This is a genomic window from Thiemannella venezuelensis, assembly GCF_014203605.1.
Lineage (GTDB): Bacteria > Actinomycetota > Actinomycetes > Streptosporangiales > Streptosporangiaceae > Planomonospora_A > Planomonospora_A venezuelensis.
This window is the reverse complement of sequence record NZ_JACHJJ010000020.1, coordinates 40,660-63,637: the sequence shown is the minus strand read 5'-3', so window position 1 is coordinate 63,637 and position 22,978 is coordinate 40,660. Positions and strand designations below refer to the sequence as shown.

Here is a 22,978-nt window from a genome sequence, read left to right as displayed (position 1 = left end):
CCGGAGAGATCTTCGGGCCTATATCCGCTGGGTTGAAACCGGGCTCCACCTACCGCGGTAGCACGGATCCGCCTGCCGCAGTAGACGGGAGGCGCGTCGCGCTGACGAGGCGGAAGCCCGAGGGGGACCGCACCGGAGCGTTCGGAGACATGCCGGAGCCGGCGGTGCCGGAGCCCGCAGGGTCCGGCCGCCACGGGCTTGACCTGGAGCGCGCTCCACCGCCGAGACTCCCATCCAGGGTCCGGGGAGACCGGCCCCGGACGGAAGGAACCCCATGAAGTACCGCACCATCGGCACCGGCCCGGAGACCCGCCGCGAGGTGAGCGTGCTCGCCCTCGGGGCGATGCTCTTCGGTTCGGTGACCGACGAGAAGACCTCTTTCGCCATCCTGGACCGCTACGTCGAGGCCGGCGGGACGTTCATCGACACCTCCGACAACTACGCCTTCTGGATCGACGGCGGACAGGGCGGGCACAGCGAGGAGCTGCTCGGGCGGTGGCGGCGCAGCCGCGGCGTCGGCGGCGAGATCGTCATCGCCACCAAACTGGGTGCGCGGCCGCTCGCGCCCGGCACCGGATACGTCGACAACCCCGAGGGACTCTCGGCGAAGGTCATCCGGGAGGCCGCCGAGCGCAGCCGCGAGCGGCTCGGAGTGGACAGGATCGACCTGCTCTACGCGCACATCGAGGACCGGACGGTCCCGGTGCGCGAGACCGTCGAGGGCTTCGCCGAACTGGTGGCGGAAGGCACGGTCGGACTGCTCGGGGTGAGCAACCACGCGACCTGGCGGGTGGAGCGGGCCCGTGCCCTCGCCGCGGCGGCGGGGCTGCCCGGCTACGAGGTCCTGCAGTACCAGCACAGCTACCTCAGGCCGCGCACCGACGTGTCCCAGCCGCTCTTCGAGGACGGCAGCCTCGGCCACGCCGGAGCCGAGTTGCGCAGCTACCTGCGGGCCGAGCCCGGCCTGACCCTGGTCGCCTACTCGCCGCTGCTCACCGGCGCCTACACCCGGCGGGACAAGCCGCTCCCGCCGGACTACGACCATCCGGGGACGCCCGCCCGGCTGGCGGTGCTGCGGGAGGTCGCGAAGGAGACCGGGGCGACAGCCAACCAGGTGGTGCTGGCCTGGCAGCTCGGTGGCCCGCTGCCGGTGATCCCGCTGGCCGGGGCGTCCTCGGTGGCTCAGCTGGAGGAGAACCTGGCCGCGGTGGACCTGGAACTGACGGAGGACCAGCGCGCCCGGCTGGACGCGGCGCACTAGGGCGCGCGTCGAAGGCGTCCTCGGAGCGGATCGGCGACCGGCTGGCCCACGTGGTCTTCGTCGACTCCTGCCTTCCGGCCGACGGCGAGGCGTTCGTCTCCGCCTGGCCGGACGGCGGGGCGGCGGTGAAGGCGCCGATCGCCGAGCCCGCTGTGCTGTCGCGGCCACTTGGCGAGCTTCCGGCGACGTACGTCCAGTGCCTGCCGGCCGGAGCGGCACCCGGCGACGACGTGGCCGAGCTGCCGACCGGCAGGCGCTGGCGGCTGGTCGGGTGCGCCTAGGCTGTCTACATGACCTGCTTCCCCACGGGCTCCGGCCGGTAGCATGCCGATCCCCGAGTTCCTCGCGTCGCTGCGGGCCCGCATCGGCCACGACCTCCTCGTCCTGCCGTCCGTGTCCGGCTGCGTGTTCGACGGCGACGGCCGCCTCCTCATGGCGCGGCACGAGAACGGCGTGTGGGCCCCGCCGGGCGGCCTGGTCGAGCCCGACGAGGACCCCGCCGGCGCACTCGTCCGCGAGATCCGCGAGGAGGTGAGCCTCCAGGTGGAACCGCTCGGCCTCATCGGGGTCTACGGCGGGCCGGAGTTCCGGGTGCACTACCCGAACGGGGACCAGGCCTCCTACGTGATCACGGTGTACGGCTGCGCGGTCGCCGGCGGTGAGATCGTCCCGGACGGGGACGAGATCAGCGAGGCGCGTTTCATGACCGAGGCGGAGACGGAGGGGCTCCGGCTGTCCCGCTGGGCGCCCGTCGTGCTGCCCGACGTCTTCGCCTGGTGGCGCGGGCGTCGGGGCTGACCGCGCCGACCCGGTCTCGGGCCGGCGGCCCCGCAGCGGCTCCGCCGGGCGTCACTCCAGACGAGCGCTTCCGCCGCGCCCGACCGCACCCGACCGCACCGGGCACAGGATGTCGGGTGCGGCGGGGCGGCCCCGCCTAGCGTGGTGATCGCAAGGGAAGGAGGCCGGGAGTGCTGGAACGGCTGAACCAGGCCATGGAGTACATCGAGCAGCACCTCGACCAGCGGATCGAGGCGGCCGAGCTCGCGCGGATCGCCGTCACGTCGGAGTACCACTTCCGGCGGCTGTTCTCCGCGCTGGCCGGCATCCCGCTGTCGGAGTACATCCGCCGCAGGCGGCTCACCGTGGCGGGCGCCCGGGTGCTCGCCGGGACCGAGCCGCTGCTCGACATCGCGGTCCGCTACGGCTACGGCTCGGGGGAGGCGTTCGCACGTGCGTTCCGCGCCGTGCACGGCGTCGGCCCCGGCGAGGCCAGGCGGACCGGCGCGGCGCTGCAGTCCCAGCCACGGATGTCCTTCCGCCTCATCATCGAAGGGAGCGGCAACATGCGGTACCGGATCGTGGAGAAGGAAGAGTTCCGCCTGGTGGGCAGGAAGGCGCGGGTCCCCCTCGTCCACGAGGGGATGAACCCGGCGATCGTCGAGTTCATGCGGGGCATCGGACAGGAGGCCATGGGGCGCATCGCGGCGCTGTCGGACCAGGAGCCGCGAGGGGTCGTCAACGTGGCCGACCGCATCGGCGACGACCGTGCGGAGGGCACGGAGCTGGACTACTACTGCGGCGCGGTGACGAGCGCCGACGCGCCGGGGGACATGGAGACCCTCACCGTCCCGGCGGGCACGTGGGCGGTCTTCGAGAGCTCGGGCGCGTTCCCGCAGGCCCTGCAGTACCTGTGGCGGGACGTGTTCACGCAGTGGTTCCCGTCCAACCCGTACCGGAGCAGGCCCGGCCCGGAGATCTCGCGCACGGTGATCTCGCCGGACGGGACGACGGCGGACGCCGAGCTGTGGATCCCGGTGGAGCGGACCGGGGAGTGAGGGCGGCGGCCGGGGGTCGGACACGAACCCCGGCCGCCGGAGGCCCGGCGGAGCCCCGACCGGACGGCGCGGTGTCCCCGGCCGCGGGCGCCGCGCGGCGGTTCCGGAGGATCGGCGCTTCAGGAGGGGCGGCCCCGGCGCGGGAAGCCGGCCAGGAACTCCTCCAGGGCGTCGCGGGTGGCGCGCAGGGCGGGATCGGCGGCGCCGAAGGTGCGCTGGGCGACGCCGACGAAGACGCAGTCGACGATGAGCAGCTGGCTGATCCGGCTGGCCAGTGCGCCGGGGCGGAAGGCGGTCTCCCGGCCCGCGGAGACCATGACGTGGTCGGCGAGACCGGCCAGGGAGGAACGGGGGTTGTTGGTGATCGCCACGGTCGTGGCGCCGGCCTTGCGCGCGACGCGCACGGGGCCGAGCACGTCGGGGGTCTCGCCGGTGCAGCTCACCCCGACCACCACGTCGCCCGGTCTGACCAGCGCGGCACTGGTGACCGCCAGATGCGCGTCGGTGAAGGCGTGGCCGGACAGGCCGATCCGCATCAGCTTCTGCGCCATGTCCACCGCGACCAGGCCGGAGGCGCCGACCCCGTAGACGTCCACCCGCCGGGCGGCGGACACGGCCCCCACGACCGCGTCCAGCGTGTCGGGGGAGAGTTGCGCGGCGGTGTCGGCCAGCGCCTCGGACTCGGCCCGGGTCACCTTCGCGATCACGTCGGTGAGCGGGTCGTCGGGCCCGAGGTCACCGGGGACCAGCCGTTCGGGCGCCTGGCTGGCCACCGCCGCGGCCAGCGCGAAGCGCAGCTGGGAGTAGCCGGCGAAGCCCAGCGCGCGGGCGGTGCGGACGATCGTGGCCTCGCTGGTGCCGGAGATCGCGCTGAACTCGGTGATGGTGCTGCGCGCCACCAGCCCCGGGTCGTCGAGGATGCGGTGGGCGATGGCCCGGGCGGCGGGGGTGAGCGAGGGCAGCACGGCCCGGATCGTCGCCACGAGGTTGGCCGGGCTGGGGCTCTCGTTCTCGGTCATGCGCAACCCTCAAGGTGAAGATCTTCGATGGTGGGGCCGTCGTGCCCGGTCACGCGGGGTCTCCGCGGCGGGGACGTCCGGCGGTGGGCCGGCGGCGCCCGGTCACGCGGGCCCCTCGTGGGGGAGGCGCCCGGCGGCGGGGCCGTCGTGCTCGTTCATTTTCACCGTCCTGTGTTGAGATCAGCTTATTTGCCACCGGTCAGCCATCGTGCGACCACGCGGGCGGAGGCCCGTGAGACGCCGTGCGTGGCCACGTACACGGCCCCGACCGGCTCGCCGGGGGTCCCGGTCTCGACCACGATCGCGTCGGGGCGGAGCCGTACGGCCTCCGCCAGCAGCTCCCGGACCCACGGGTGGCGCCCGGCGTCGTGGACGGTCAGCACGATCGGGCGGTCCTCCGGCAGGGCGGGCAGCTCGGGGGCCCCGGCGGTGACGGTGCGGCCGGTCGTGCCGGGCAGCGACTCGCCCAGCGCGCCGAGCAGGCCGGTGGGGGCGGCGGGATCGGCGGCCGGGTTCGGGCGGGGGGCGAGATCGACGACGAACGGCGGCGCCTGGAGCGGGGGCGGGGTGTCGTCCCCGATGACGCCGGTGTCCCGGGGCCGCGGTGATGCGCCGTTGCCCGCGGCGCCGCCCGCCCGCGGAGCCGCGCCGTCCGGGCCCGCGGGACGGGGCACGGTCACCCGCACGGCCGCGCGGGCGGCTTCCAGGCCGACGGCCTCGCCGGTCTCGCCGTCCCGGCCCGCGGCGCTCCGCGCGCCCGCCCGGCCGGCGTGCCAGGCGGCCAGGGCCAGGACCCGGGCCGCCGCCTCGGCCAGGCGCTCCTCGGGGAGCCGCCCGGCGTGCACGGCCTCGACGATCGCGTCGCGCAGCGCGTAGACGCTCTCCCCTCCCGGGGAGGAGACCCCGGAGCAGATCGCGTCGGCGCCCGCGGCCAGCGCGCGGACCGCGATCTCCCCGGGCGGGTGGAGCGCGGCCACCGCGCGCATCTCGATGGCGTCGGTGACCAGCAGACCGCCGAAGCCGAGCTCCTCGCGGAGCAGGCCGGTCAGGATCCGGCGGCTGAGCGTGGCGGGGGCGTCCGGGTCGAGCGCGGGGACCAGCAGATGGCCGCACATCACGGCCCGGACCCCGGCCTCGATCGCGGCGCGGAACGGCGGCAGGTCGCGCTCGCGGAGCACGCCGGCGGCGGCGTGCACCGTCGGCAGGGCGAGGTGGGAGTCGGTGACGGTGTCGCCGTGACCGGGGAAGTGCTTGGCGCAGGCGGCGACCCCGGCGCCCTGCAGCCCCCGCACCCAGGCCGCGGTGTGCCGGGAGGCGAGGGCGGGGTCGGGACCGAAGGAGCGCACGCCGATCACCGGGTTGGCCGGGTCCGCGTTGACGTCGGCCACGGGAGCGTAGTCCAGGGTGACGTCCGCGGCGGCCAGCAGGCGGCCGATCGCACGGGCGACCCGCTCGGTCCGCCCGGTGTCGTCGGCGACGCCGAGCGCCCGGTTGCCGGGAAAGGAACTGCCGGTCCCGGCCTCCAGCCGGGTGACGGCCCCGCCCTCCTCGTCGACCGCGACCACCACGGCCGGGTTCTCCGCGCGCAGCGCCGCGACGAGTCCGGCCGTCCGGGCGGGGCCGGTCAGGTTGCGGGCGAAGAGCACGACTCCGCCGAGGCCGTCGCCCAGGGCCCGGCGCAGCCAGGCGGGCGGGACGGTTCCGTCGAAGCCGGGCTGGAGCACGGCCATCGCCGACCGGGCCAGATCGGGACTGCTGCGGGGCATGGGCCGCCTTCCTGGGGGACGCGGACGGCATCGGGGACCGGACGTCCCGAGCAGATTACACATCGATGACGCTTTCTTTCATCATCATTGATCTGAAAGTAATTTTCTGCCACCGTCATCAGCGGCGCTCTCTTCTTCGTGCCCCCAGGAGTCCGCATGAGCTCACCCACCCGGCGTACCGTCCTGCGCGGCCTCGCCCTCGCCGCCGCCGCGTCGTCCGTGCCGCTGCCCGCCCTCGCGTCCGCGGCCGCGCCCGCCCCCGCAGGGGAGGTCCCGCCGCTGCGCCAGATGCGCGGCATGTGGATCGCCTCGGTGCTCAACATCAACTGGCCGTCCACGCCCGGCCTCACCGCGCAGGAGCAGCAGGCCGAGTACCTCGCCTGGCTCGACGTCGCCCGGGCCCGCAGGCTCAACTCCGTCTTCGTGCAGATCCGGCCGACCGCCGACGCCTTCTGGCCCTCGCCGTACGAGCCCTGGTCGCAGTACCTGACCGGCACGCAGGGACAGGACCCCGGCTACGACCCGCTGGCGTTCCTGGTGGAGGAGACGCACCGGCGGGGCCTGGCCTTCCACGCGTGGTTCAACCCCTACCGCGTGTCCATGCAGGGCGACCCGGCCGGCCTCCACCCCGACCACCCGGGCCGCAGGCACCCCGACTGGATCGTCGCCTACGGCGGCCGGCTCTACTACAACCCCGGCATGCCCGAGGTCCGCGCGTTCGTGCAGGACGCCATGATGGACGCGGTCACCCGCTACGACATCGACGGCCTGCACTTCGACGACTACTTCTACCCGGTCAACACCACCGCCTTCGACGACGCCGCCGCCTACGCGGAACACGGCCGGGGCTTCCCCGACCTCGCGGCCTGGCGGCGCAACAACGTCGACCTGCTGGTCCAGGAGATGCAGCAGCGGGTACGGCAGGCCAAGCCGGAGGTCGCCTGGGGCATCAGCCCGTCCGGCATCTGGCGCAACCGGGCCACCGACCCGCTCGGCTCGGACACCTCCGGCGGCCAGTCCTACGACAACCTGCACGCCGACACCCGGGGCTGGGTCAAGAAGGGCTGGCTGGACTACATCGCCCCGCAGCTCTACTGGTACATCGGCCAGTCCAACGCCGACTACGCCGAACTGGTCCCCTGGTGGTCCGGCGTGGCGGCCGGCACCGGCGTGCAGCTCTGGATCGGCCAGGCGGCCTACAAGGCGGGGGCGGCCGGTCAGCCCGCCCCGTGGTTCCAGCCCGACGAGCTCACCCGGCACCTGACCCTCAACCGGGACCACCCGGAGGTCGGCGGCGACATCTGGTACAACTCCGGCGATGTGCGGGCCGACCGCCTGGGCTCGATCACCACGGTCGTGTCCGACCACTACACCCGGCCCGCGCTCCCGCCGCTGCTGCCCCGCCTCGCGGACGGCCCCGCGCCGCGCCGCCCGGTCCTGACCGCGGCCCGTACGGTGGCCGGGGGAGTGGAGGTGCGCGTCACCGCCACCGGCCGGGACCTCCCGTTCCAGTTCGCGGTCTTCCGCCTCGACCGCAGGGCCCGCCCCGGGGATCTCGACGACGCCCGCCACCTGGCCGCCGTCGTCCCCGGAGGCCGCCACGTGCGCTGGACGGACCCGGAGGGCGCCAGGGGCGCGTACTACTACGCGGTGGCCGCCGACCGGGCCGGCCGCCTGAGCGAGCCCGGCCGCGGCCGCCGCGTGGTCGCCTGACGGGGAGCCGCCGGGCCGGTCCGCCCGCGAGGTCAGACGATCAGCTTCCGATGGGCGGCCAGGGCGTCCGGGAGCACCGCGTGGAGGGCGAGGGCGGCGGCCCCCGCGGCGCTGTCACGGGCGGCGACGACGGTGCCGGCGGCGTCGCCGAGGCCGGTCCGGACCATCGCCGCCAGCGCCGTGGGCCCGGTGAGCAGGGAGCCCGCGAACACCAGAGGCCCCGATCCGCCGGGAGCTCCGGGCTCCGGGCCGGGGCCGAGCGCGAGGGCCGTGGAGACGAGTCGGCCGGCCGCCTCCCGGATGATCTCCAGGGCCGCCGCGTCCCCGTCCCCCGCCGCCGCCTCCACCGCCGGGGCCAGCCGTCCCAGCCAGGCGGGGCCCGCCGCCGAGATCCCCCCATGGACCGCCCGGACGACCCGCCAGGGGGTCAGGGTCGCGGCGGTCGCCGCCTCCTCCCCGGGCGGGACCCCGGCCTCCCCGGTCTCCCATGCCGCGACCCGGGCGGCGACCGCGTCCAGGAGCGCCGTCGGGGCGGCCCGGCCGTCGAGGAGGGCCAGCACCGCCTGTACGGCCCGCCGCCCGATCCACACCCCCGACCCCTCGTCCCCGAGGAGCCACCCGTGCCCGTCGACCCGGGCGGTGAGGCGGCGTCCGCTGATCCGGGCGGCCATCGCACCGGTCCCGGCGATCAGAACGGTTCCCGAAGGCTCCGCGGTGGCGCCGGCGAACGCGGCCAGCGGATCGGGCACGATCTCCACCCGCCCGTCCAGCCCGCAGGCCCGCCACACCCCGGAGACGAGCGACTCGGCCCGCTCGCGCGCCGACTCCGCGCCCGCCAGGGCGAACACGCCGCCCGCCACCCTCGCCCCCGCGACCCCCTCCAGGGCGTCCCGGAGCGCCGCGCGCAGGCTCTCGCCGGGATCGGCGGCCGACAGGACGTTGGAGCCCCCGGCGCGTCCCCGCCCGGCGACCTCCCCCGACTCCGTCGCCACCACGCACCGCGTGCCCGTCCCGCCGCCGTCGACGCCGACCACCACTGCCGTCATGCTCACTTCCGTTCCCGTGCGATGTTCCCGCCGGCCCACCGCCCGGGGTCCGGCGCCGAGGTCCCCGGCCCGGGACACGGCCGACATGATGGAAGATATTCTTCCTGAAGTTATATCGATATGAAAAATCGTTGCAAGGAGTCGGTGTGCGGGTGCTCGGGCTGATGTCGGGGACGTCCCACGACGGGATCGACAGCGCGGTCGTGGACTGGTCGGCCTCCGGAGACGTGCTCACGGGCGTCGTCGAGCACACCGGCGTGACGCCGTACGATCCGGGACTCCGCGCGGCCGTCGCCGCCGCGCTGCCGCCGAACCGGACGGACATGGAAGAGGTCTGCCGCCTGGACACGCTGATCGGCCGGGCGTTCGCCGCCGCGGCGGCGCGGTGCCCGGCCGCCGACCTCGTCTGCTCGCACGGGCAGACGCTCTTCCACTGGGTGGAGGACGGCCGCACGCGCGGCACCCTCCAGCTCGGCCAGGCCGCCTGGATCGCGGAGCGGCTCGGCGTGCCGGTCGTCTCCGACCTGCGCGCGCGGGACGTGAGCGCGGGCGGGCAGGGCGCGCCGCTGGTCGCCGCCTTCGACCTGCTCCTGCTGGCCGGGCTCCCGGGCCGGACCGGGGCGCTCAACCTCGGCGGGATCGCCAACCTGACCGTGCGCGGGAGCGGCGGGTCCGCCCTCGCCTACGACACCGGGCCCGCCTCCGCGCTGATGGACGCGGCGGTGCTGGCCGCCACCGGCAGGCCGTACGACGAGGACGGCCGCCTCGCCGCGGCCGGGAAGGTCTGCGAGCCGCTGCTGGCGGAGCTGCTCGCCGAGCCCTACTACCGCCGCCCGGCGCCCAAGAGCACCGGCAGGGAGCTGTTCCACCTCGGCTACCTGGACCGGTTCGCCGCGCCGTACGGCCTCGGCCCGGCGGACCTGCTGGCGACGCTGGCCGCGCTGACCGCCGAGACCGCCGGCGCGCAGATCCGCCGGCACCGCCTGGACACGGTCGTCGTCTCGGGCGGCGGGACCCGCAACCCGGTCGTCATGGGCATGCTGCGCGAGCGGGCCGGGACGGCGCGCCTCGTCCCGAGCGACGGGCTCGGCGTGCCGTCCGACGCCAAAGAGGCGGTCGCCTTCTCCTTCCTCGGCTGGCTGACCGCGCACGGGCTGCCCGCGACGGTGCCCGGATGCACGGGCGCCGCGGGAGCGCGCGTGCTGGGCGCCGTCACCCCCGGCCGCGGGCCGCTGCGCCTGCCGGAGCCCGCCCGCCGGGCTCCGGCCCGGCTCCGCCTCGTCCCGCGCGCGCCCGGGGCGTGAAGCCGTACGGCCCGCCCGGGGCGCGAAGCCGTACGGCCCGGCGGGCTCCCGCTCCCGCCTCAGCCGAGTGACGCCGAGACCAGCTCCCTGGCCGCCTGCTGCACCTCGGCCAGGTGGCCGGGGCCCTTGAACGACTCGGCGTAGATCTTGTAGACGTCCTCGGTGCCGGAGGGGCGGGCGGCGAACCAGGCGCTCTCGGTGCACACCTTCACCCCGCCGAGGGCCGCGCCGTTGCCGGGCGCGGCGGTGAGCACCTGCGTGACCGGCTCCCCGGCCAGGGTGCCGGCGGTGACCTGCTCGGCCGAGAGCCGGGCGAGCACCGCCTTCTCCTCCCGGGTGGCCGGGGCGTCGACCCGCGCGTAGGCCGGGGCGCCGAACCGGGAGACCAGGTCGGCGTAGTGCCCGCTGGGCGAGCGGCCGGTGGTCGCGACGATCTCCGCGGCGAGCAGGGCCAGGATCAGGCCGTCCTTGTCGGTGGTCCACGCCGAGCCGTCCCGGCGCAGGAACGACGCGCCCGCGCTCTCCTCCCCGCCGAAGCCGAGCGAGCCGTCCAGCAGCCCCGGCACGAACCACTTGAACCCGACGGGCACCTCCACCAGGCGCCTGCCCAGGTCGGCGGCGACCCGGTCGATCATGCCGCTGCTCACCAGGGTCTTGCCGACCCCCGCCCCGGCGGGCCAGCCCGGCCGGTGGGAGTAGAGATAGGAGATCGCCACCGCCAGGTAGTGGTTGGGGTTCATCAGCCCGCCGTCGGGGGTGACGATGCCGTGCCGGTCGGCGTCGGCGTCGTTGCCGGTGGAGACGGCGAAGGCGTCGCGGTCGGCGATCAGCGAGGCCATGGCGTGGGGGGAGGAGCAGTCCATGCGGATCTTCCCGTCCCAGTCGAGGGTCATGAAGCGCCACGTCGGGTCGGTCAGCGGGTTGACCACCGTCAGGTCGAGCCGGTGCCGCTCGGCGATCTCGCCCCAGTAGGCCACGCTCGCCCCGCCCAGCGGGTCGGCGCCGATCCGCACTCCCGCCGCGCGGATCGCGTCGAGATCGACCACCGAGGGCAGGTCGTCCACGTAGGCGCCGAGGAAGTCGTGGCGGACGGTCGTCCCGGCGGCCAGCGCCCTGGCGTACGGGACGCGCCTGACCTCCTTCAGGCCGTCCGCGATCAGCGCGTTGGCCCGGTCCTGGATCCAGGAGGTGGCCTCGGTGCCCGCCGGGCCGCCGTCCGGCGGGTTGTACTTGAAACCGCCGTCGCCCGGGGGGTTGTGCGAGGGGGTGACGACCACGCCGTCGGCGAGCCCGGCCGTACGGTCCCGGTTGTGGGTGAGGATGGCGTGCGAGACCGCGGGGGTCGGGGTGTACCCGTCCCGGGAGTCGATCATGACCGTCACCCCGTTGGCCGCGAAGACCTCCAGTGCCGAGACCCGGGCGGGCTCGGACAGCGCGTGCGTGTCCGCGCCGAGGAACAGCGGGCCGTCGACGCCGCGTGCCGCGCGGTACTCCACGATGGCCTGGCTGGTGGCGGTGATGTGGTCCTCGTTGAAGGCGGCGTTCAGCGACGAGCCTCGGTGCCCGGAAGTGCCGAACGCCACCCGCTGCCCGGCCTCCGCGGGGTCGGGGTGCAGCGCGTAGTAGGCGGTCACCAGCCGGGCCACGTCCACCAGGTCGTCCGGGCCGGCGGGCTGCCCGGCGCGCTCGTGTGTCATCAAGATCTCCTCACGTCGTCCCAGGGAAAGCTACATACCCGTCTTCCCGGGGTTTCGACGGGTGCGCCGGTTCCGGTCGACGGGACCTCCGGCCCGGTCCACGGGGCGGCCGGAGCTCCGGCCGGGCGGGTGACGGGAGCAGAGGGAGATTCGGTGTCCTCAACCTCGCGTCCCGGCGTCCGATGGGAGGGATGTCCGCTCGAAACGAAAGGCATGACGATGATCGCCCTGCTCCGCGGGGTCCGCCTCCGCACCCGGCTGCTCACCGCTTTCGGGATCATGTTCGCGATGCTGGCCGGTATGGCGGCCGTAGGCGTGCACCAGTCCGACACGCAACGGCGGGTCACCGAGCGGGTGGGCCAGATGCAGACGCTCACCCGCGAGGTCATGGAGCTGAAGTTCCGCGACGCGGACGTCAGCGGGTGGCAGGTCGCCTACGCCTGGGACGTGCCGTTCATCGGAGGCACGGCCGCGACCGCGGACGACTCGCCCAACCGCAAGGGGTTCCTGGACTCGGCCGCCGCGCTGGAGAAGGACCTGTCCGGGGTGCACACGGAGTACCTGTCGCCGGGCGAGCAGGAGCTGTTCGACGAGATCACCGGGCAGTTCCGCGTCTTCCTCGACTACGACGCCCAGGTCGTGGCCCTGTTCAGGAAGGACGGCGACGCCGGGACCAAGGCGGGCAACGCCCTCATCGTGGGTGAGGGCTACAACGCCTACTACAAGATCCTGGAGGCGACGGGCAAGCTCATCGACTCGGTGAAGGTCCGCTCGGACGCGGCCCAGAGGGAGGCGGAGAACGTCGCGGCGGACTCGCGCACGATGATGCTGGCGGGTGTGGCGCTGGCGCTGCTCGTCGCCGTGGTGCTGACCATGCTCATCACCGCGAGCGTGGTGCGCCCCGCGCAGCAGGTGGCCGAGGGGCTGCGCACCCTGGCCCGGCGTGACCTGTCGGGAAGCCTTCCCGAGGACGGCGGCGACGAGATGGCGGAGATGGCGCGGGCGCTGAACCGGACGACCGCCGCGATGCGCGAGGCGCTGACCGGGGTCGGTGAGCGCGCCGGCTCCCTGACCGCCTCCGGCAGGCAGCTCGCCTCGCTGTCGCAGCGGCTGGACACCCAGGCGGTCGGCACCAGCGGGCAGGCGGCGGAGGTGTCGCAGTCGGCCAGGGAGGTGTCGGTGAACGTCGGCACCCTCGCGGCGGCCGCCGAGGAGATGAACGCCGCGATCGATGAGATCGCCCGCAGCACCAGCGTGGCGGCGAGCGTGGCCGGCGAGGCCGTGACGAGCGCCCGGGCGACCTCGGAGACGGTCGGGCACCTCAGCGAGGCGAGCGCGGAGATCGGGCAGATCATCAAGACGATCACCTCGATCGCCGAGCAGACCAACCTGCTGGCCCTCAACGCCACCATCGAGGCGGCGCGGGCGGGCGACATGGGCAAGGGCTTCGCGGTCGTCGCGGGTGAGGTCAAGGACCTGGCCCAGGAGACGGCCCGCGCCTCCGGGGACATCATCTCCAAGATCGCTTCGATCCAGGACGAGACCGCGCGGGCGACCGAGGCCATCGCGGAGATCTCCGCGATCGTCGAGCGGGTGTCGGAGATCCAGTCGACGATCGCCGCCGCGGTCGAGGAGCAGTCGGCCACCAGCAAGGAGATCAACCGCAGCGTCACCGAGCTGGCCGGCGGTTCCGAGCGGATCGCCACCGCGATCACCGACGTCGCGGAGACGGCCGCCGCCACGACCGGAGAGGCCCAGGCCACCCGTCAGGCCTCGGCGGAGCTGGCCGCGATGTCCGACGCGCTGCAGGAGATCGCCTCTTCCTTCCGGTACTGACACCCGCCCGGGGTCCCTCACCGCCGCACCGGAAGCCGCTCCTTCTATACAGGATTTCCTGAATTCAGGATTATGTGTACTGTGGGGGCATGCTGATGATCGCCTCCGAGATCGAGGTGCTGGCGCGCTTCGGCCGCGCGCTCGCCGACCCGATCCGCTGCCGGCTGCTGCTCGCGCTGCGCGAGGCCCCGGCCCACCCGTCCGACCTGGCCGAGTCGCTGGGCATCTCCCGGACCCGGCTCTCCAACCACCTGGCCTGCCTGCGCGACTGCGGCCTGGTCGTCGCGGTGCCGGTCGGCCGGCGCACCCGCTACGAGCTGGCCGACGCCCGGCTCGGGCACGCCCTGGACGACCTGCGCGCCGCGGTGGCGGCGGTGGAGACCGACCGGGCCTGCGTGCGCGCCGCAGGAGAGAACTGCAACTGACGGCCGGTACGGCCCGGAGTCTCCCGTTCCCGATCCGCGTAAGGAGGAACCGCTGTGGGCGCCAACCACGCACACGGTCATGGCGGAAGCCACGGCCACGGACACGGCCACCTCACCGGTGCCGGCCGCCACCGAGGGCGGCTGGCCTGGGTGCTGGCCATCAGCGGCGGCGTCATGCTCGTGCAACTGGCGGGCGCGCTGCTCACGGGCAGCGTCGCGCTGCTGGCCGACGCCGGCCACATGCTCACCGACACCGCGGGCATCGCGCTGGCCCTCGTCGCCATCACGCTCGCCGCCCGCCCGGCCACCGGCAGGTGGACCTTCGGCCTGGCCCGTGCCGAGATCCTGGCCGCCGCGGTCAACGCCGCCGTCCTGTTCGGCCTGGGCGCCTACGTCCTGTACGAGGCGGTCAGCAGGCTCACGCTCGCCGACCCGCCGCAGGTCGCCGCCGGATCCATGCTCGTGTTCGGTGTGATCGGCCTGGCGGGGAACCTCGTCTCGATGCTGCTGCTGGTGCGCGTGCAGGGCGAGAGCCTCAACATGCGGGGCGCCTTCCTGGAGGTGGCCACCGACGCGCTGACCTCCCTCGGCGTCATCGCCGCCGCCCTGGTCGCGCAGCTCACCGGCTTCACCCGCGCCGACTCCATCGTGGCCGTGCTGATCGGCCTGCTCATCGTGCCCCGGGCGCTGAAGCTGCTGCACTCGGCCGTCAGCGTGCTGCTGGAGGCGGCCCCCGCCCACATCGACCTGGACGAGGTCCGCTCGCACATCATGGGCGTACCGCACGTACGCGCGGTGCACGACCTGCACGCCTGGACCCTCACCTCGGGCATGGCGGTGCTGACGGCGCACGTCGTGGTCGAGGAGGAGTGCTTCGCCGACGGCCACGCCCCGCAGATGCTCGACGCCCTGCAGGAGTGCCTGAGCGGCCACTTCGACCTGCAGCACTCCACCTTCCAGCTCGAACCCCCCGCCCACGTCGAGCACGAGCAGCCCGCCCACGCCTGAGCGCTCCGGCGCCGTGCCTCGGGTCCCCGGTCTCAGGCCGGAGGGCGTCCCGCCTCCGCGCCGCCCGCCGCGTCCCGGCCCCCGCCTTCCCGCTGCGAGGACTCCTCCAGCCGGGCGCGGAGCCGCTCCCGGATCTCCTCGGGGGTGTAGGCGCGGCGGCGCCGTTCCGCCCGTGCGATCACCACTCCGGTCGCCGCGACGCCCGCGACGCCCGCCAGGCCGAGTACCTTCCACCAGCGCATGTCTCTAGAGTAGGGGAATGCCCGCTGCGAGCATCGGCCTGGACGAGGCGCTGAACCTGACGCGAACCGGCGACGTGTGGCTGTTCCGGGGGCGCTCGGTGCCGGACCGGGCCATCCAGACCATGACCAACAGCCCGGTCAACCACGTGGGGATGTCCGTCGTCATCGAGGACATGCCCCCTCTGATGTGGCACGCTGAGCTCGGCCGCTCGCTGCCCGACCTCTGGTCGGGGACCCACCAGCGCGGCGTCCAGCTGCACGACCTGCGCGACGCCGTGCGCGTCTGGGCCGACCGGTACGGCCAGCGCGGCTGGCTGCGCCAGCTGGAGCCGCAGGCCACCGCCGAGATGGAGGAGGCCGTCCTGCGCACGGTCGCCCGTCTGGACGGCACGCCGTTCCCGTCCACGGCGCGGCTCGCGGGGCGCTGGATGCGCGGGAGGCTGCCGCGGCTGCTGAAGCGGGGCGGGCAGGAGAGCGCGCTGGAGAGCGCCTACTGCGCCGAGGTGGTGGCCGTCACCTACGAGGCGATGGGGCTGCTGCCCGGCGGGCGCAGGCCGAACTGGTACGACCCGGGCCGGTTCTGGAGCGGGGACGACCTCGAACTGCGCGAGGGCTTCCGGCTCGGCGGGGAGATCACCGTCAAGATCGATTGAATGCCCGGGCGGGCCGGCGGCGTCCCGGGACGCCGCCGTTCAGCGGGTCGTGCGCCCGACCCCGCCGACCACCCACACCGAGCCGGGCCGGTGGAGCACGGCCCCGTCGGGGCGCCACTCGGGGATGTAGGCGACGCCGGGGTCGACGAACTCGAGCCCCTCGAAGAGCCGCTCGACCTGGGCCTTGGTGCGCAGGTTGCCGCGCGGCGGGCCCATGATCGATCCCTGGGCCTGGTAGACGGCGGCCAATCGCGCCGTCGTCTCCGGGCGCAGGTCGGAGACGGCGTGGGAGAAGGCCAGGTAACTGCCGGGCGCCACGGCCTTCTGCAGATGCTTGATCATCTGCGTGACCAGGTCGTCGTCGGGGAAGTTGTGCAGGAGGGAGAAGAGCAGGATCGCCACCGGCCGGCCCAGGTCGATCATCGCGGTGAGCCGGGGGTGGGTGAGCATCCGTGCGGGGTCCAGCGCGTCGGCCTCCACCACCGTCGTCAGCCGGTCGTCCTGCAGGAGCGCCTGCCCGTGGGTCGCGACCATGGGGTCGTTGTCGACGTAGACCACCCGCGCGCCGGGGGCGGCGGACTGGGCGATCTCGTGCACGTTGCCCTGGGTGGGCAGACCGCAGCCGATGTCGACGAACTGCCGGATGCCGGCGTCCGCGGCGAGGAAGCGGACCGCCCGGCCGAGGAAGCGGCGCCCCTCGCGCGCCAGCGCGGGCAGTTCGGGGGCGATGGCCAGCACCTGCTCGGCGGCCGCGCGGTCGGCGGCGAAGTTGTCCTTGCCGCCGAGGAAGTAGTCGGCGATCCGCCCCTCGCTCGGGACCGTGGTGTCGAACTTCGCCCGTTCCGGTCTCGGCGGTGCCATCGCGTTCTCCGTCCGGCGGCTCCAAGTCCTAAGGAGATTATCCGCTTTCGTCGTACTTGGAGGAGTATTTCGGTAGGTGATTCTTCCGGATCGCATCGGACCGGCCGAGATGAGAGTAAAGCGAGACTGTGACCGGAGAGTGTTCTCGTAGGAGCCGGCGGTCGGTCCTTGAAGGCATTTCATGACGTAGGCGATCTATGTGGTCCCTGCCGTGCGAGGATGTCCCGTATGCAAGTACGGATGCACGTGCATCCACCTGAGGCTCCGGTGGCCCCGCTTTCTGTCCGGCGATCCGAGGGGTGGGAATGGACCAGGTTCGGAACGGCATGCCGGCGACCCTGCTCGGTGCGGTCGTCTGGCGCAAGAGCCGCTTCAGCAACCCCAGTGGGAACTGCGTGGAGATGGCGGCCCTGCCCGGCGGGGCGGTCGCCGTACGGAACTCCCGCGACCCCGCGGGGCCGGCGCTGGTCTACGCCCGGGGTGAGTTCGAGGCCTTCGTCCTCGGCGTGAAGAACGGCGATTTCGACGAGCTTATCGCCGGAGTAGTTGAAGAATAAAGTTCTATATGGCCGATATGGTGCGACCGGAGTACCGTAAAGGGTTGCACGGGCACAATACGTGAGCAGAGGTTCACATTTCCCGCACGAAGGACCTGCAGATGACCGCATCCCCCGCTCACGGAGAGCCGGCCGGACCCATCCCGATGGCCCCGCCCCAGGGCAGTTCCACGGTGCTGAGGATCATGCTCGGCACCCAGCTCCGCCGGCTCCGCGAGCAGCGGCACATCACCCTCGACCAGGCGGGCCGGGCGATCCGCGGCTCCCACTCCAAGATCAGCCGGATGGAGCACGGCCGGGTGGGCTTCCGGGTGCGGGACGTGGCGGACCTCCTCACCCTGTACGGCGTGGCGGACGAGGACGACCGCGAGGCGCTGCTGGCGCTCGTCGGGCAGGCCAACCAGCCCGGCTGGTGGCACGACTACGGCGACGTCCTGCCGAACTGGTTCGAGACCTACGTCGGCCTGGAGTCGGCCGCCACCGTCATCCGCAACTACGAGGTCCAGTTCGTCCCCGGCCTGCTGCAGAGCGAGGACTACGCGCGGGCCGTGGTCCTGCTCGGCTTCCCCGACGCCCCGGAGGAGGAGATCCGGCGGAGGGTGGACCTGCGCATGGCCCGCCAGGAGCTCCTGCGCGCCCCCGAGGCCCCCCATCTGTGGGCGGTGCTGGACGAGGCGGTGCTGCGCCGCCCGCTCGGCGGAGCCGAGGTGATGCGCGGCCAGATCGACCACATCCTCCGCGCGCTCGACCTGCCCAACGTGACCGTCCAGATCGCGCCGTTCAGCATCGGCGGACACGCCGCGGCCGGCGGCCCCTTCAGCGTCCTGCGCTTCGCCCAGCCCGACCTGCCCGACATCGTCTACCTGGAGCAGCTCACCAGCGCGGTCTACCTGGACAAGCCCGCCGACGTGGACCGCTATCTCGAGGTGATGGAACGGCTGTGCATCGAGGCCGAGCCGGCCTCGGAGACCAGGGAGATCCTCATCCGCATCCGCGGCGAGCTGTGACCGGGACCCGGCTGCGCGGAGGCGGGCCGGGCGCGGCGGGGCGGCCGCGCCGGGCCGGAGGGGGGCGCAGGCCGTACCGGGAACCGGGTCTCACGGCGGGCGGTGCGGGGACATCGCCCGCCGCGCCTGCTCGGGGGTGAGCGGAGGCTCGGGAAGCGGGCCGGGCGCGGGGGCCCGGAATCCGTCCAGGAGAAGGGCCAGGTGGCGGCGCCAGAGGCGGGGCGCGATCTCCGCGGTGGCCTCGACGGTGCGGGCGTGGCCCCAGATCACGAAGACCATGTCCTCCAGTGTGACGTCGGGGCGCAGCTCGCCGCTCTCCTGCGCCCTCGTGACGATCCGCCGCATGAGGTCGCGGCCCTCCGCCAGGATCTCCCCGCTCACGGCGGAGGAGGGGCCGCGCCCGGAGGCCAGGGCGTTGTAGCCGAGATCGGCGGCCTGCAGCGCGCACACCCCCTCCAGGAGGTGGACCAGGCCGTCCCAGGCGCCCGGCATGGCCAGAGCCTCCTCGGCGAGCGCGCGCGTGGCCGCCACGCGGTCGGCGAACACGGCGCCGACCAGCTCTCCTCTGCCCGGGAAGCGGTTGTAGAGCGTGCCGATGCTCACTCCCGCGCACCGGGCGATCTCCTCCAGCGGGACGTCGAGCCCGCGCTCGGCGAAGAGCTCCCGGGCGGCCGCGACGAGCAGGTCGCGGTTGCGCTGGGCGTCCTTGCGCAGCGGTTTCGCCATGCCTTCAGCCTAGCGACTTGAGGCAGGCCTCAACTTCCCATTAAATTGAGGTGAGTCTCAACTTATGGAGGGCGAGTGCGAACGATCGTCATCACGGGAGGCACCGACGGCATCGGCCGGGGACTGGCCCTGCGCTACCTGCGCGGAGGGGAGCGGGTCGTCGCCCTGGGCAGCGACCCGGCCAAGGGCGCCCGTCTCCTGCAGGAGGCCGGACGGCTCGGCGCCGGAGAACGGGCCGAGTTCGTCCGGGCCGACCTCGGCTCGGTCGCCCGGTCGCGGGCCGTGGCCGCCGAGATCGCCGGAAGGCACCCGGCCGTCGACGCCCTCGTCCTGGGCGCCTACCGCTACAACCCCGTCCGGATCCGGACGGGCGAGGGGTTCGAGCAGACCTTCGCCCTCTACGTCCTCAGCCGTCACCTGCTCGCCGAAGGGCTGCTCGGGTCCCTGGAGCGCGCCGCGGGGACCCCGGTGATCCTCAGCCTGTGCGGGGTGGGCGGGATCAGGGCGGGGGCGATGCGCTGGGACGACCTGCAGCACGAGCGGGTGCCGTACCGGGCGACCCGGGTGACCATGCAGGGAGCCCGGGCGAACGACCTGCTCGGCGTCTCGTTCGCGGAGCGGCATGCGGAGGGCCGGACCCGCTACGTCCTGTACAACCCGGGATTCGTCGCGACCGGGATGACGCAGTCGCTCAGGCAGCCCATGCGCGCCCTCACCAGGGCCGCGGCCGCGGTGTTCGCCCGGTCCGTGGACCGGGCCGTCCCTCCGGTCGCCGCGCTCCTGGACGCCCCTCCCGCCGCCCCGCTCAGCGGGTTCTTCCAGGGCAGGCCGGTGGATCTCGACCGCCCCGGGTTCGACCCCGGGAGCGCGGCCCGGCTGCACGCGGCCCTGTCGTCCATGCTCGGAGAGTCCGGGCGGGGGTGATCCGGGCGGCGGCCGCGCGGGTCATCCGGCCGCGCGGGTCATCCGGCCACGGAGCGGTGACCGGCCGCCCGCGGAGGGGCGGACGCCCGCGCCCGTGACGGCACCCGGCGGTGAGAACTCCCTGCCGCTCGCCGCGAGGTGGTATAGCGAGGGGATAATCCGGGCAAAGTTCTGCGGTGCGGTTGATCGGAGAGATCTTCACCATCGTGGTCGTGCTCGGGCTCGCCGGGCTGGCGGTCCTCGCCATCTCCGTGATCGCCATCCTCGTCCTGGTGGTGATGGCCCTGGTCACCGGACGGGAACGGGATGACGGACAGGTCCGCTGGAGGTAGGCGATGCGGCAGCTCAGCGCGGTGGACGCGCAGTTCCTGAACTTCGAGACCTCGACCAACGTCGCGAACATCGCCGGGCTGGCGATCCTGGACGGCGGGCTGACCCGGGGAGACCTGCTCTCCCTGCTGGCCCGCCGGCTCCACGCGGCGGCGCCGCTCCGGCAGCGGCTGGTCGCGGTCCCGCTCGGCATCGACCGCCCCTACTGGGCCGAGGAGTCCCGGATCGACCTCGACTACCACGTGCGCGAGCTCGCCCTGCCCGCCCCGGGCAGCGACGAGCAACTGGGCGAGCAGGTGGCCCGGGTGCACGCCCGCCGCCTGGACCGGCGCCGCCCGCTCTGGGAGATGTACCTGATCCACGGCCTCGAGGGCGACCGCATGGCCCTCTACACCAAGGTCCACCACGCCGCGGTCGACGGCATCACCGGCGCCGACGTGCTCGCCGCGCTTCTGGACGCCTCTCCGGAGCCCTCGGAACTCCCGCACCGGCCCGCCGCCGGCCAGGAGGAGCGGATCGGCACGCGGGAGATGCTCGCCAGGGGAGTGGCCAGGGCCGTCGCCAACCCGGTCAACACGGTCAGGTTCCTGGCCGGGGCGGTCCCGCACCTGGACGAGATCCCGGTGGTCTCCCAGGTCCCCGGCGCCGGGCTGGTCTCCCGCCTGACCCGCGGCCTGGCCCACCGGCTGACCGGGGGGACCGAGGTTCCCGCGCTGCCCCGGCTCGTCCCGCCGCGCACCCCCTTCAGCGGAAAGGTCACCGGCCACCGCAGGTTCGCCTTCACCGCACTGCCGCTGGCCGACGTCAAGCAGGTCAAGAACGCCTTCGGGGTCACGGTGAACGACGTCGTGATGACCGTCTGCGCCGGGGCGCTGCGGCAGTGGCTGCTCAAGCACGACGCACTGCCGGGCCGGCCGCTCGTCGCCGGAGTCCCGTTCTCGCTGCGCACGCCGGGTGACCAGGGCGGCGGCAACCAGGTGACCATAATGATCACCACGCTGGCCACGCAGATCGCCGACCCGGTGGAGCGGCTGCACGCCGTACGGGACGCCATGAAGAGGATCAAGGACCGCTCGTCGCTCGCGCCCGCCCGCTGGCTGCAGCAGGTCAGCGACCTGATGCCGGCCGCACTGACGGGCCTGGCGGCCCGTGCGGCCTTCGCCCTGGCCGCCGAGACCCCGGGCCCGATCAACCTGGTGATCTCCAACGTCCCCGGACCGCAGATCCCCCTCTACGTCTGCGGCGCGCGGCTGCTGTCCTACCACCCCGTCTCGGTGATCACCGACGCCAGCGGCGGCGTCAACATCACCGTCTTCTCCTACGACGGCTCCCTGGACGTCGGCGTGGTCGCCTGCCGGGAGATGGTGCCCGACGTGTGGGCGCTCGCCGACGGCCTGCGGGACGCCCTAACGGAACTCAAGCTCATCGTTGAGCAGCAGTGACTCCCCGGGCGCGTCCGCCTCGAAGCGCAGTTCCTTCTCCAGGCAGACGATGGAGCCCTTCTCCTCCCGCCTGTCGAAACGGATCTTGTCCGCCAGCGCTTCCATGATCTGCAGGCCCCGGCCGGACTCGGCGCTCGGGGGGGCCTGGTGGGTGCCGGTGAAGTCGAACCCCTGTCCGGCGTCCACCACCTTGATGATGCAGCGGTCATGGCAGAGCTCGGTGCGCACCATGTAGTCGTCGCTGGCGGCAGCGTGTTTGATCACGTTGGAACACGCCTCGGAGAGCATGAGCTGGATGTCCTCGCGGATCTGCCGCTGCACGCCCAGGGCGTCCAGTGACGAGTCCAGCATCTGCCTGATGACCGGAACACTCGCGGCGTCACGCGGCAGGCGCAACGCGATCGTGGCCTCCACAGTCCCCTCCTTCACGGCTGGCCCCTAGAACTGCCCCGAGGAACCCTCCGTATTCGGAAATGCGACGATTGGGGGGCGAGTTTTACGCCTGCGTAAGCCTGCGGCGGTGAGCCGGGCGACCAGTTCGCGCGAGGACACGGCCTCGGCGCCCAGGGCGAGCGCCCGCTCGTAGACGCTCTCGGGCACGTCGTAGTGGTCCCGGTCGAAGGCCCTGGCCGGCACGCCCAGCGCCGCGGCGAAGGCGTGCAGCTCCTCCACCGAGACGTCGCTGACCAGGTGGGACCAGAGCAGGCCGCGCGGGCCCGGCCAGTTCGGCGGGTCGATGAGCACGCTCACCGGCGCAGGAGCTCCAGTGCGACCTCCAGGGCGGCGGCCTTGCGCTCGTCGTCGGTCAGCGCGTCGTCCTTGAGCAGGAACCAGGACGCGTGCATGGCGAACAGGGCCATGGAGTTCCTCAGCCGGGTGGCGGGCGGGTCGCCGGGCTCCATCAGGGAGGTGATCAGGTCGAGCATCCGCTCGCGGGTCTTCTCCATCACCGGGTGGTGCTTGAGCGCGGTCTGGTTGCGCTCGAAGAACCGCATGATCTCGTGGTGGCGCTCCTGGTACAGCTCGTCGGCGTAGCGGCGGATCAGCTCGCGGCGGGTCTCGTCGGAGCGCGGCTGCCCGCCGGCCCAGGCGGCGAGCTCCTCGATCGCGTGCAGCCGGTTCTCCGCCAGGCTGGTGACGATGTCGTCCTTCGTCTTGAAGTGGTAGTAGAGGGCGGCCTTGGTCACGCCGAGCGCCTCGGCTATCTCGCGGAGCGAGGTGGCCTCGTAGCCCTGCTCGACGAAGAGCTTCAGGGCGACCTCCTGGATCCGGGTGCGGGTGTCGGCTTGGTCCCTCATGGTGTCCTTCGCGGCGAAATCTGACTTG

At 73.6% G+C, this 22,978-nt stretch carries 25 protein-coding genes; 15 read left to right on the top strand and 10 right to left on the bottom strand.

Features of this window, described 5'->3' with window-relative positions; translation table 11 throughout:
• Positions 1 to 274: 274 nt before the first annotated feature.
• The 4 genes from FHS22_RS25890 to FHS22_RS25875 all read left to right on the top strand — a co-directional run bounded on the left by FHS22_RS25890 (position 275) and on the right by FHS22_RS25875 (position 3,096).
• Positions 275 to 1,261, top strand: a complete 987-nt coding sequence (locus FHS22_RS25890) for an aldo/keto reductase (RefSeq protein WP_184945689.1) — start codon at positions 275 to 277, stop codon at positions 1,259 to 1,261.
• Between the two features lie 50 nt (positions 1,262 to 1,311).
• Positions 1,312 to 1,542 carry a hypothetical protein gene (locus tag FHS22_RS25885; RefSeq protein ID WP_184945687.1) on the top strand — a complete coding sequence of 77 codons (231 nt, stop codon included), beginning with the start codon at positions 1,312 to 1,314 and terminating at the stop codon, positions 1,540 to 1,542.
• Positions 1,543 to 1,585: 43 nt separating this feature from the next.
• A complete protein-coding gene (locus tag FHS22_RS25880) occupies positions 1,586 to 2,059 on the top strand; it encodes an NUDIX domain-containing protein (RefSeq protein WP_184945686.1) in 474 nt (157 codons plus the stop codon).
• A gap of 170 nt (positions 2,060 to 2,229) precedes the next feature.
• The gene (locus FHS22_RS25875) at positions 2,230 to 3,096 is read left to right on the top strand and encodes an AraC family transcriptional regulator (RefSeq protein ID WP_184945685.1); all 867 of its coding nucleotides are present in this window, start codon (positions 2,230 to 2,232) and stop codon (positions 3,094 to 3,096) included.
• Positions 3,097 to 3,215: 119 nt separating this feature from the next.
• Here the strand turns inward: FHS22_RS25875 and FHS22_RS25870 are convergent, their stop codons facing one another.
• Together FHS22_RS25870 and FHS22_RS25865 are read right to left on the bottom strand one after the other, a co-directional pair.
• Positions 3,216 to 4,115: a MurR/RpiR family transcriptional regulator gene (locus FHS22_RS25870; protein ID WP_184945684.1), complete on the bottom strand. Its 900-nt coding sequence runs from the start codon at positions 4,113 to 4,115 to the stop codon at positions 3,216 to 3,218.
• 185 nt (positions 4,116 to 4,300) lie between these two features.
• A complete protein-coding gene (locus tag FHS22_RS25865; RefSeq protein ID WP_184945683.1) occupies positions 4,301 to 5,881 on the bottom strand; it encodes a glycoside hydrolase family 3 protein in 1,581 nt (526 codons plus the stop codon).
• A gap of 156 nt (positions 5,882 to 6,037) precedes the next feature.
• Between FHS22_RS25865 and FHS22_RS25860 the strand changes: the two genes are divergently transcribed.
• On the top strand, positions 6,038 to 7,594 hold the full coding sequence (locus FHS22_RS25860) for a glycoside hydrolase family 10-like protein (protein ID WP_184945682.1): 1,557 nt from the start codon (positions 6,038 to 6,040) through the stop codon (positions 7,592 to 7,594).
• Positions 7,595 to 7,626: 32 nt separating this feature from the next.
• Here the strand turns inward: FHS22_RS25860 and FHS22_RS25855 are convergent, their stop codons facing one another.
• Complete coding sequence (locus FHS22_RS25855) at positions 7,627 to 8,640, bottom strand: N-acetylglucosamine kinase (protein ID WP_221474119.1); 1,014 nt, start codon at positions 8,638 to 8,640, stop codon at positions 7,627 to 7,629.
• A gap of 146 nt (positions 8,641 to 8,786) precedes the next feature.
• Here FHS22_RS25855 and FHS22_RS25850 point away from each other — a divergent pair, with 146 nt between their 5' ends.
• On the top strand, positions 8,787 to 9,944 hold the full coding sequence (locus FHS22_RS25850) for an anhydro-N-acetylmuramic acid kinase (protein ID WP_184945681.1): 1,158 nt from the start codon (positions 8,787 to 8,789) through the stop codon (positions 9,942 to 9,944).
• A 59-nt stretch (positions 9,945 to 10,003) separates the two neighbouring features.
• Here the strand turns inward: FHS22_RS25850 and pgm are convergent, their stop codons facing one another.
• The gene (pgm, locus tag FHS22_RS25845) at positions 10,004 to 11,641 is read right to left on the bottom strand and encodes a phosphoglucomutase (alpha-D-glucose-1,6-bisphosphate-dependent) (protein WP_184945679.1); all 1,638 of its coding nucleotides are present in this window, start codon (positions 11,639 to 11,641) and stop codon (positions 10,004 to 10,006) included.
• 213 nt (positions 11,642 to 11,854) lie between these two features.
• On the opposite strand from pgm, the gene FHS22_RS25840 reads away from it, so the two are divergent.
• The 3 genes from FHS22_RS25840 to FHS22_RS25830 all read left to right on the top strand — a co-directional run bounded on the left by FHS22_RS25840 (position 11,855) and on the right by FHS22_RS25830 (position 14,910).
• A complete protein-coding gene (locus FHS22_RS25840) occupies positions 11,855 to 13,477 on the top strand; it encodes a methyl-accepting chemotaxis protein (RefSeq protein WP_221474118.1) in 1,623 nt (540 codons plus the stop codon).
• A gap of 89 nt (positions 13,478 to 13,566) precedes the next feature.
• Positions 13,567 to 13,902 carry an ArsR/SmtB family transcription factor gene (locus FHS22_RS25835; protein WP_184945678.1) on the top strand — a complete coding sequence of 112 codons (336 nt, stop codon included), beginning with the start codon at positions 13,567 to 13,569 and terminating at the stop codon, positions 13,900 to 13,902.
• 54 nt (positions 13,903 to 13,956) lie between these two features.
• Positions 13,957 to 14,910 (top strand): cation diffusion facilitator family transporter, encoded by a 954-nt coding sequence (locus FHS22_RS25830; RefSeq protein ID WP_184945676.1) that lies wholly within the window; start codon positions 13,957 to 13,959, stop codon positions 14,908 to 14,910.
• A 32-nt stretch (positions 14,911 to 14,942) separates the two neighbouring features.
• Here FHS22_RS25830 and FHS22_RS25825 read toward each other — a convergent pair whose 3' ends face one another.
• Positions 14,943 to 15,152, bottom strand: coding sequence for a hypothetical protein (locus FHS22_RS25825; protein WP_184945674.1), 210 nt, complete (start codon positions 15,150 to 15,152; stop codon positions 14,943 to 14,945).
• Between the two features lie 17 nt (positions 15,153 to 15,169).
• On the opposite strand from FHS22_RS25825, the gene FHS22_RS25820 reads away from it, so the two are divergent.
• Positions 15,170 to 15,805 carry a hypothetical protein gene (locus FHS22_RS25820; RefSeq protein ID WP_184945672.1) on the top strand — a complete coding sequence of 212 codons (636 nt, stop codon included), beginning with the start codon at positions 15,170 to 15,172 and terminating at the stop codon, positions 15,803 to 15,805.
• A 39-nt stretch (positions 15,806 to 15,844) separates the two neighbouring features.
• Here FHS22_RS25820 and FHS22_RS25815 read toward each other — a convergent pair whose 3' ends face one another.
• On the bottom strand, positions 15,845 to 16,666 hold the full coding sequence (locus tag FHS22_RS25815; RefSeq protein WP_184945670.1) for an SAM-dependent methyltransferase: 822 nt from the start codon (positions 16,664 to 16,666) through the stop codon (positions 15,845 to 15,847).
• Positions 16,667 to 16,971: 305 nt separating this feature from the next.
• On the opposite strand from FHS22_RS25815, the gene FHS22_RS25810 reads away from it, so the two are divergent.
• Complete coding sequence (locus tag FHS22_RS25810) at positions 16,972 to 17,223, top strand: DUF397 domain-containing protein (RefSeq protein ID WP_184945668.1); 252 nt, start codon at positions 16,972 to 16,974, stop codon at positions 17,221 to 17,223.
• Between the two features lie 101 nt (positions 17,224 to 17,324).
• Positions 17,325 to 18,230 carry a helix-turn-helix domain-containing protein gene (locus FHS22_RS25805; protein WP_184945666.1) on the top strand — a complete coding sequence of 302 codons (906 nt, stop codon included), beginning with the start codon at positions 17,325 to 17,327 and terminating at the stop codon, positions 18,228 to 18,230.
• Between the two features lie 90 nt (positions 18,231 to 18,320).
• On the opposite strand, the gene FHS22_RS25800 is transcribed toward FHS22_RS25805, so the two are convergent.
• Positions 18,321 to 18,956, bottom strand: a complete 636-nt coding sequence (locus FHS22_RS25800) for a TetR/AcrR family transcriptional regulator (RefSeq protein WP_184945664.1) — start codon at positions 18,954 to 18,956, stop codon at positions 18,321 to 18,323.
• A gap of 75 nt (positions 18,957 to 19,031) precedes the next feature.
• On the opposite strand from FHS22_RS25800, the gene FHS22_RS25795 reads away from it, so the two are divergent.
• From FHS22_RS25795 to FHS22_RS25785, 3 genes are all read left to right on the top strand, one after another.
• Positions 19,032 to 19,880, top strand: a complete 849-nt coding sequence (locus FHS22_RS25795; RefSeq protein WP_184945663.1) for an SDR family NAD(P)-dependent oxidoreductase — start codon at positions 19,032 to 19,034, stop codon at positions 19,878 to 19,880.
• A gap of 176 nt (positions 19,881 to 20,056) precedes the next feature.
• Complete coding sequence (locus FHS22_RS25790) at positions 20,057 to 20,212, top strand: hypothetical protein (RefSeq protein WP_184945661.1); 156 nt, start codon at positions 20,057 to 20,059, stop codon at positions 20,210 to 20,212.
• Between the two features lie 3 nt (positions 20,213 to 20,215).
• Positions 20,216 to 21,652, top strand: coding sequence for a WS/DGAT/MGAT family O-acyltransferase (locus FHS22_RS25785; protein ID WP_184945659.1), 1,437 nt, complete (start codon positions 20,216 to 20,218; stop codon positions 21,650 to 21,652).
• Here FHS22_RS25785 and FHS22_RS25780 read toward each other — a convergent pair.
• Genes FHS22_RS25780 through FHS22_RS25770 form a run of 3 tightly spaced genes read right to left on the bottom strand, consistent with a single transcriptional unit; the run spans position 21,617 to position 22,950 of the window.
• Positions 21,617 to 22,066 carry an ATP-binding protein gene (locus tag FHS22_RS25780; protein WP_184945657.1) on the bottom strand — a complete coding sequence of 150 codons (450 nt, stop codon included), beginning with the start codon at positions 22,064 to 22,066 and terminating at the stop codon, positions 21,617 to 21,619. The two genes, FHS22_RS25785 and FHS22_RS25780, sit on opposite strands and share 36 nt — an antisense overlap.
• A 24-nt stretch (positions 22,067 to 22,090) precedes the next feature.
• Positions 22,091 to 22,402 carry a DUF4031 domain-containing protein gene (locus FHS22_RS25775; RefSeq protein ID WP_184945655.1) on the bottom strand — a complete coding sequence of 104 codons (312 nt, stop codon included), beginning with the start codon at positions 22,400 to 22,402 and terminating at the stop codon, positions 22,091 to 22,093.
• Complete coding sequence (locus FHS22_RS25770) at positions 22,399 to 22,950, bottom strand: TetR/AcrR family transcriptional regulator (protein ID WP_184945654.1); 552 nt, start codon at positions 22,948 to 22,950, stop codon at positions 22,399 to 22,401. Before FHS22_RS25770 ends, FHS22_RS25775 begins: the two co-directional genes overlap by 4 nt.
• Between the last annotated feature and the right edge of the window lie 28 nt (positions 22,951 to 22,978).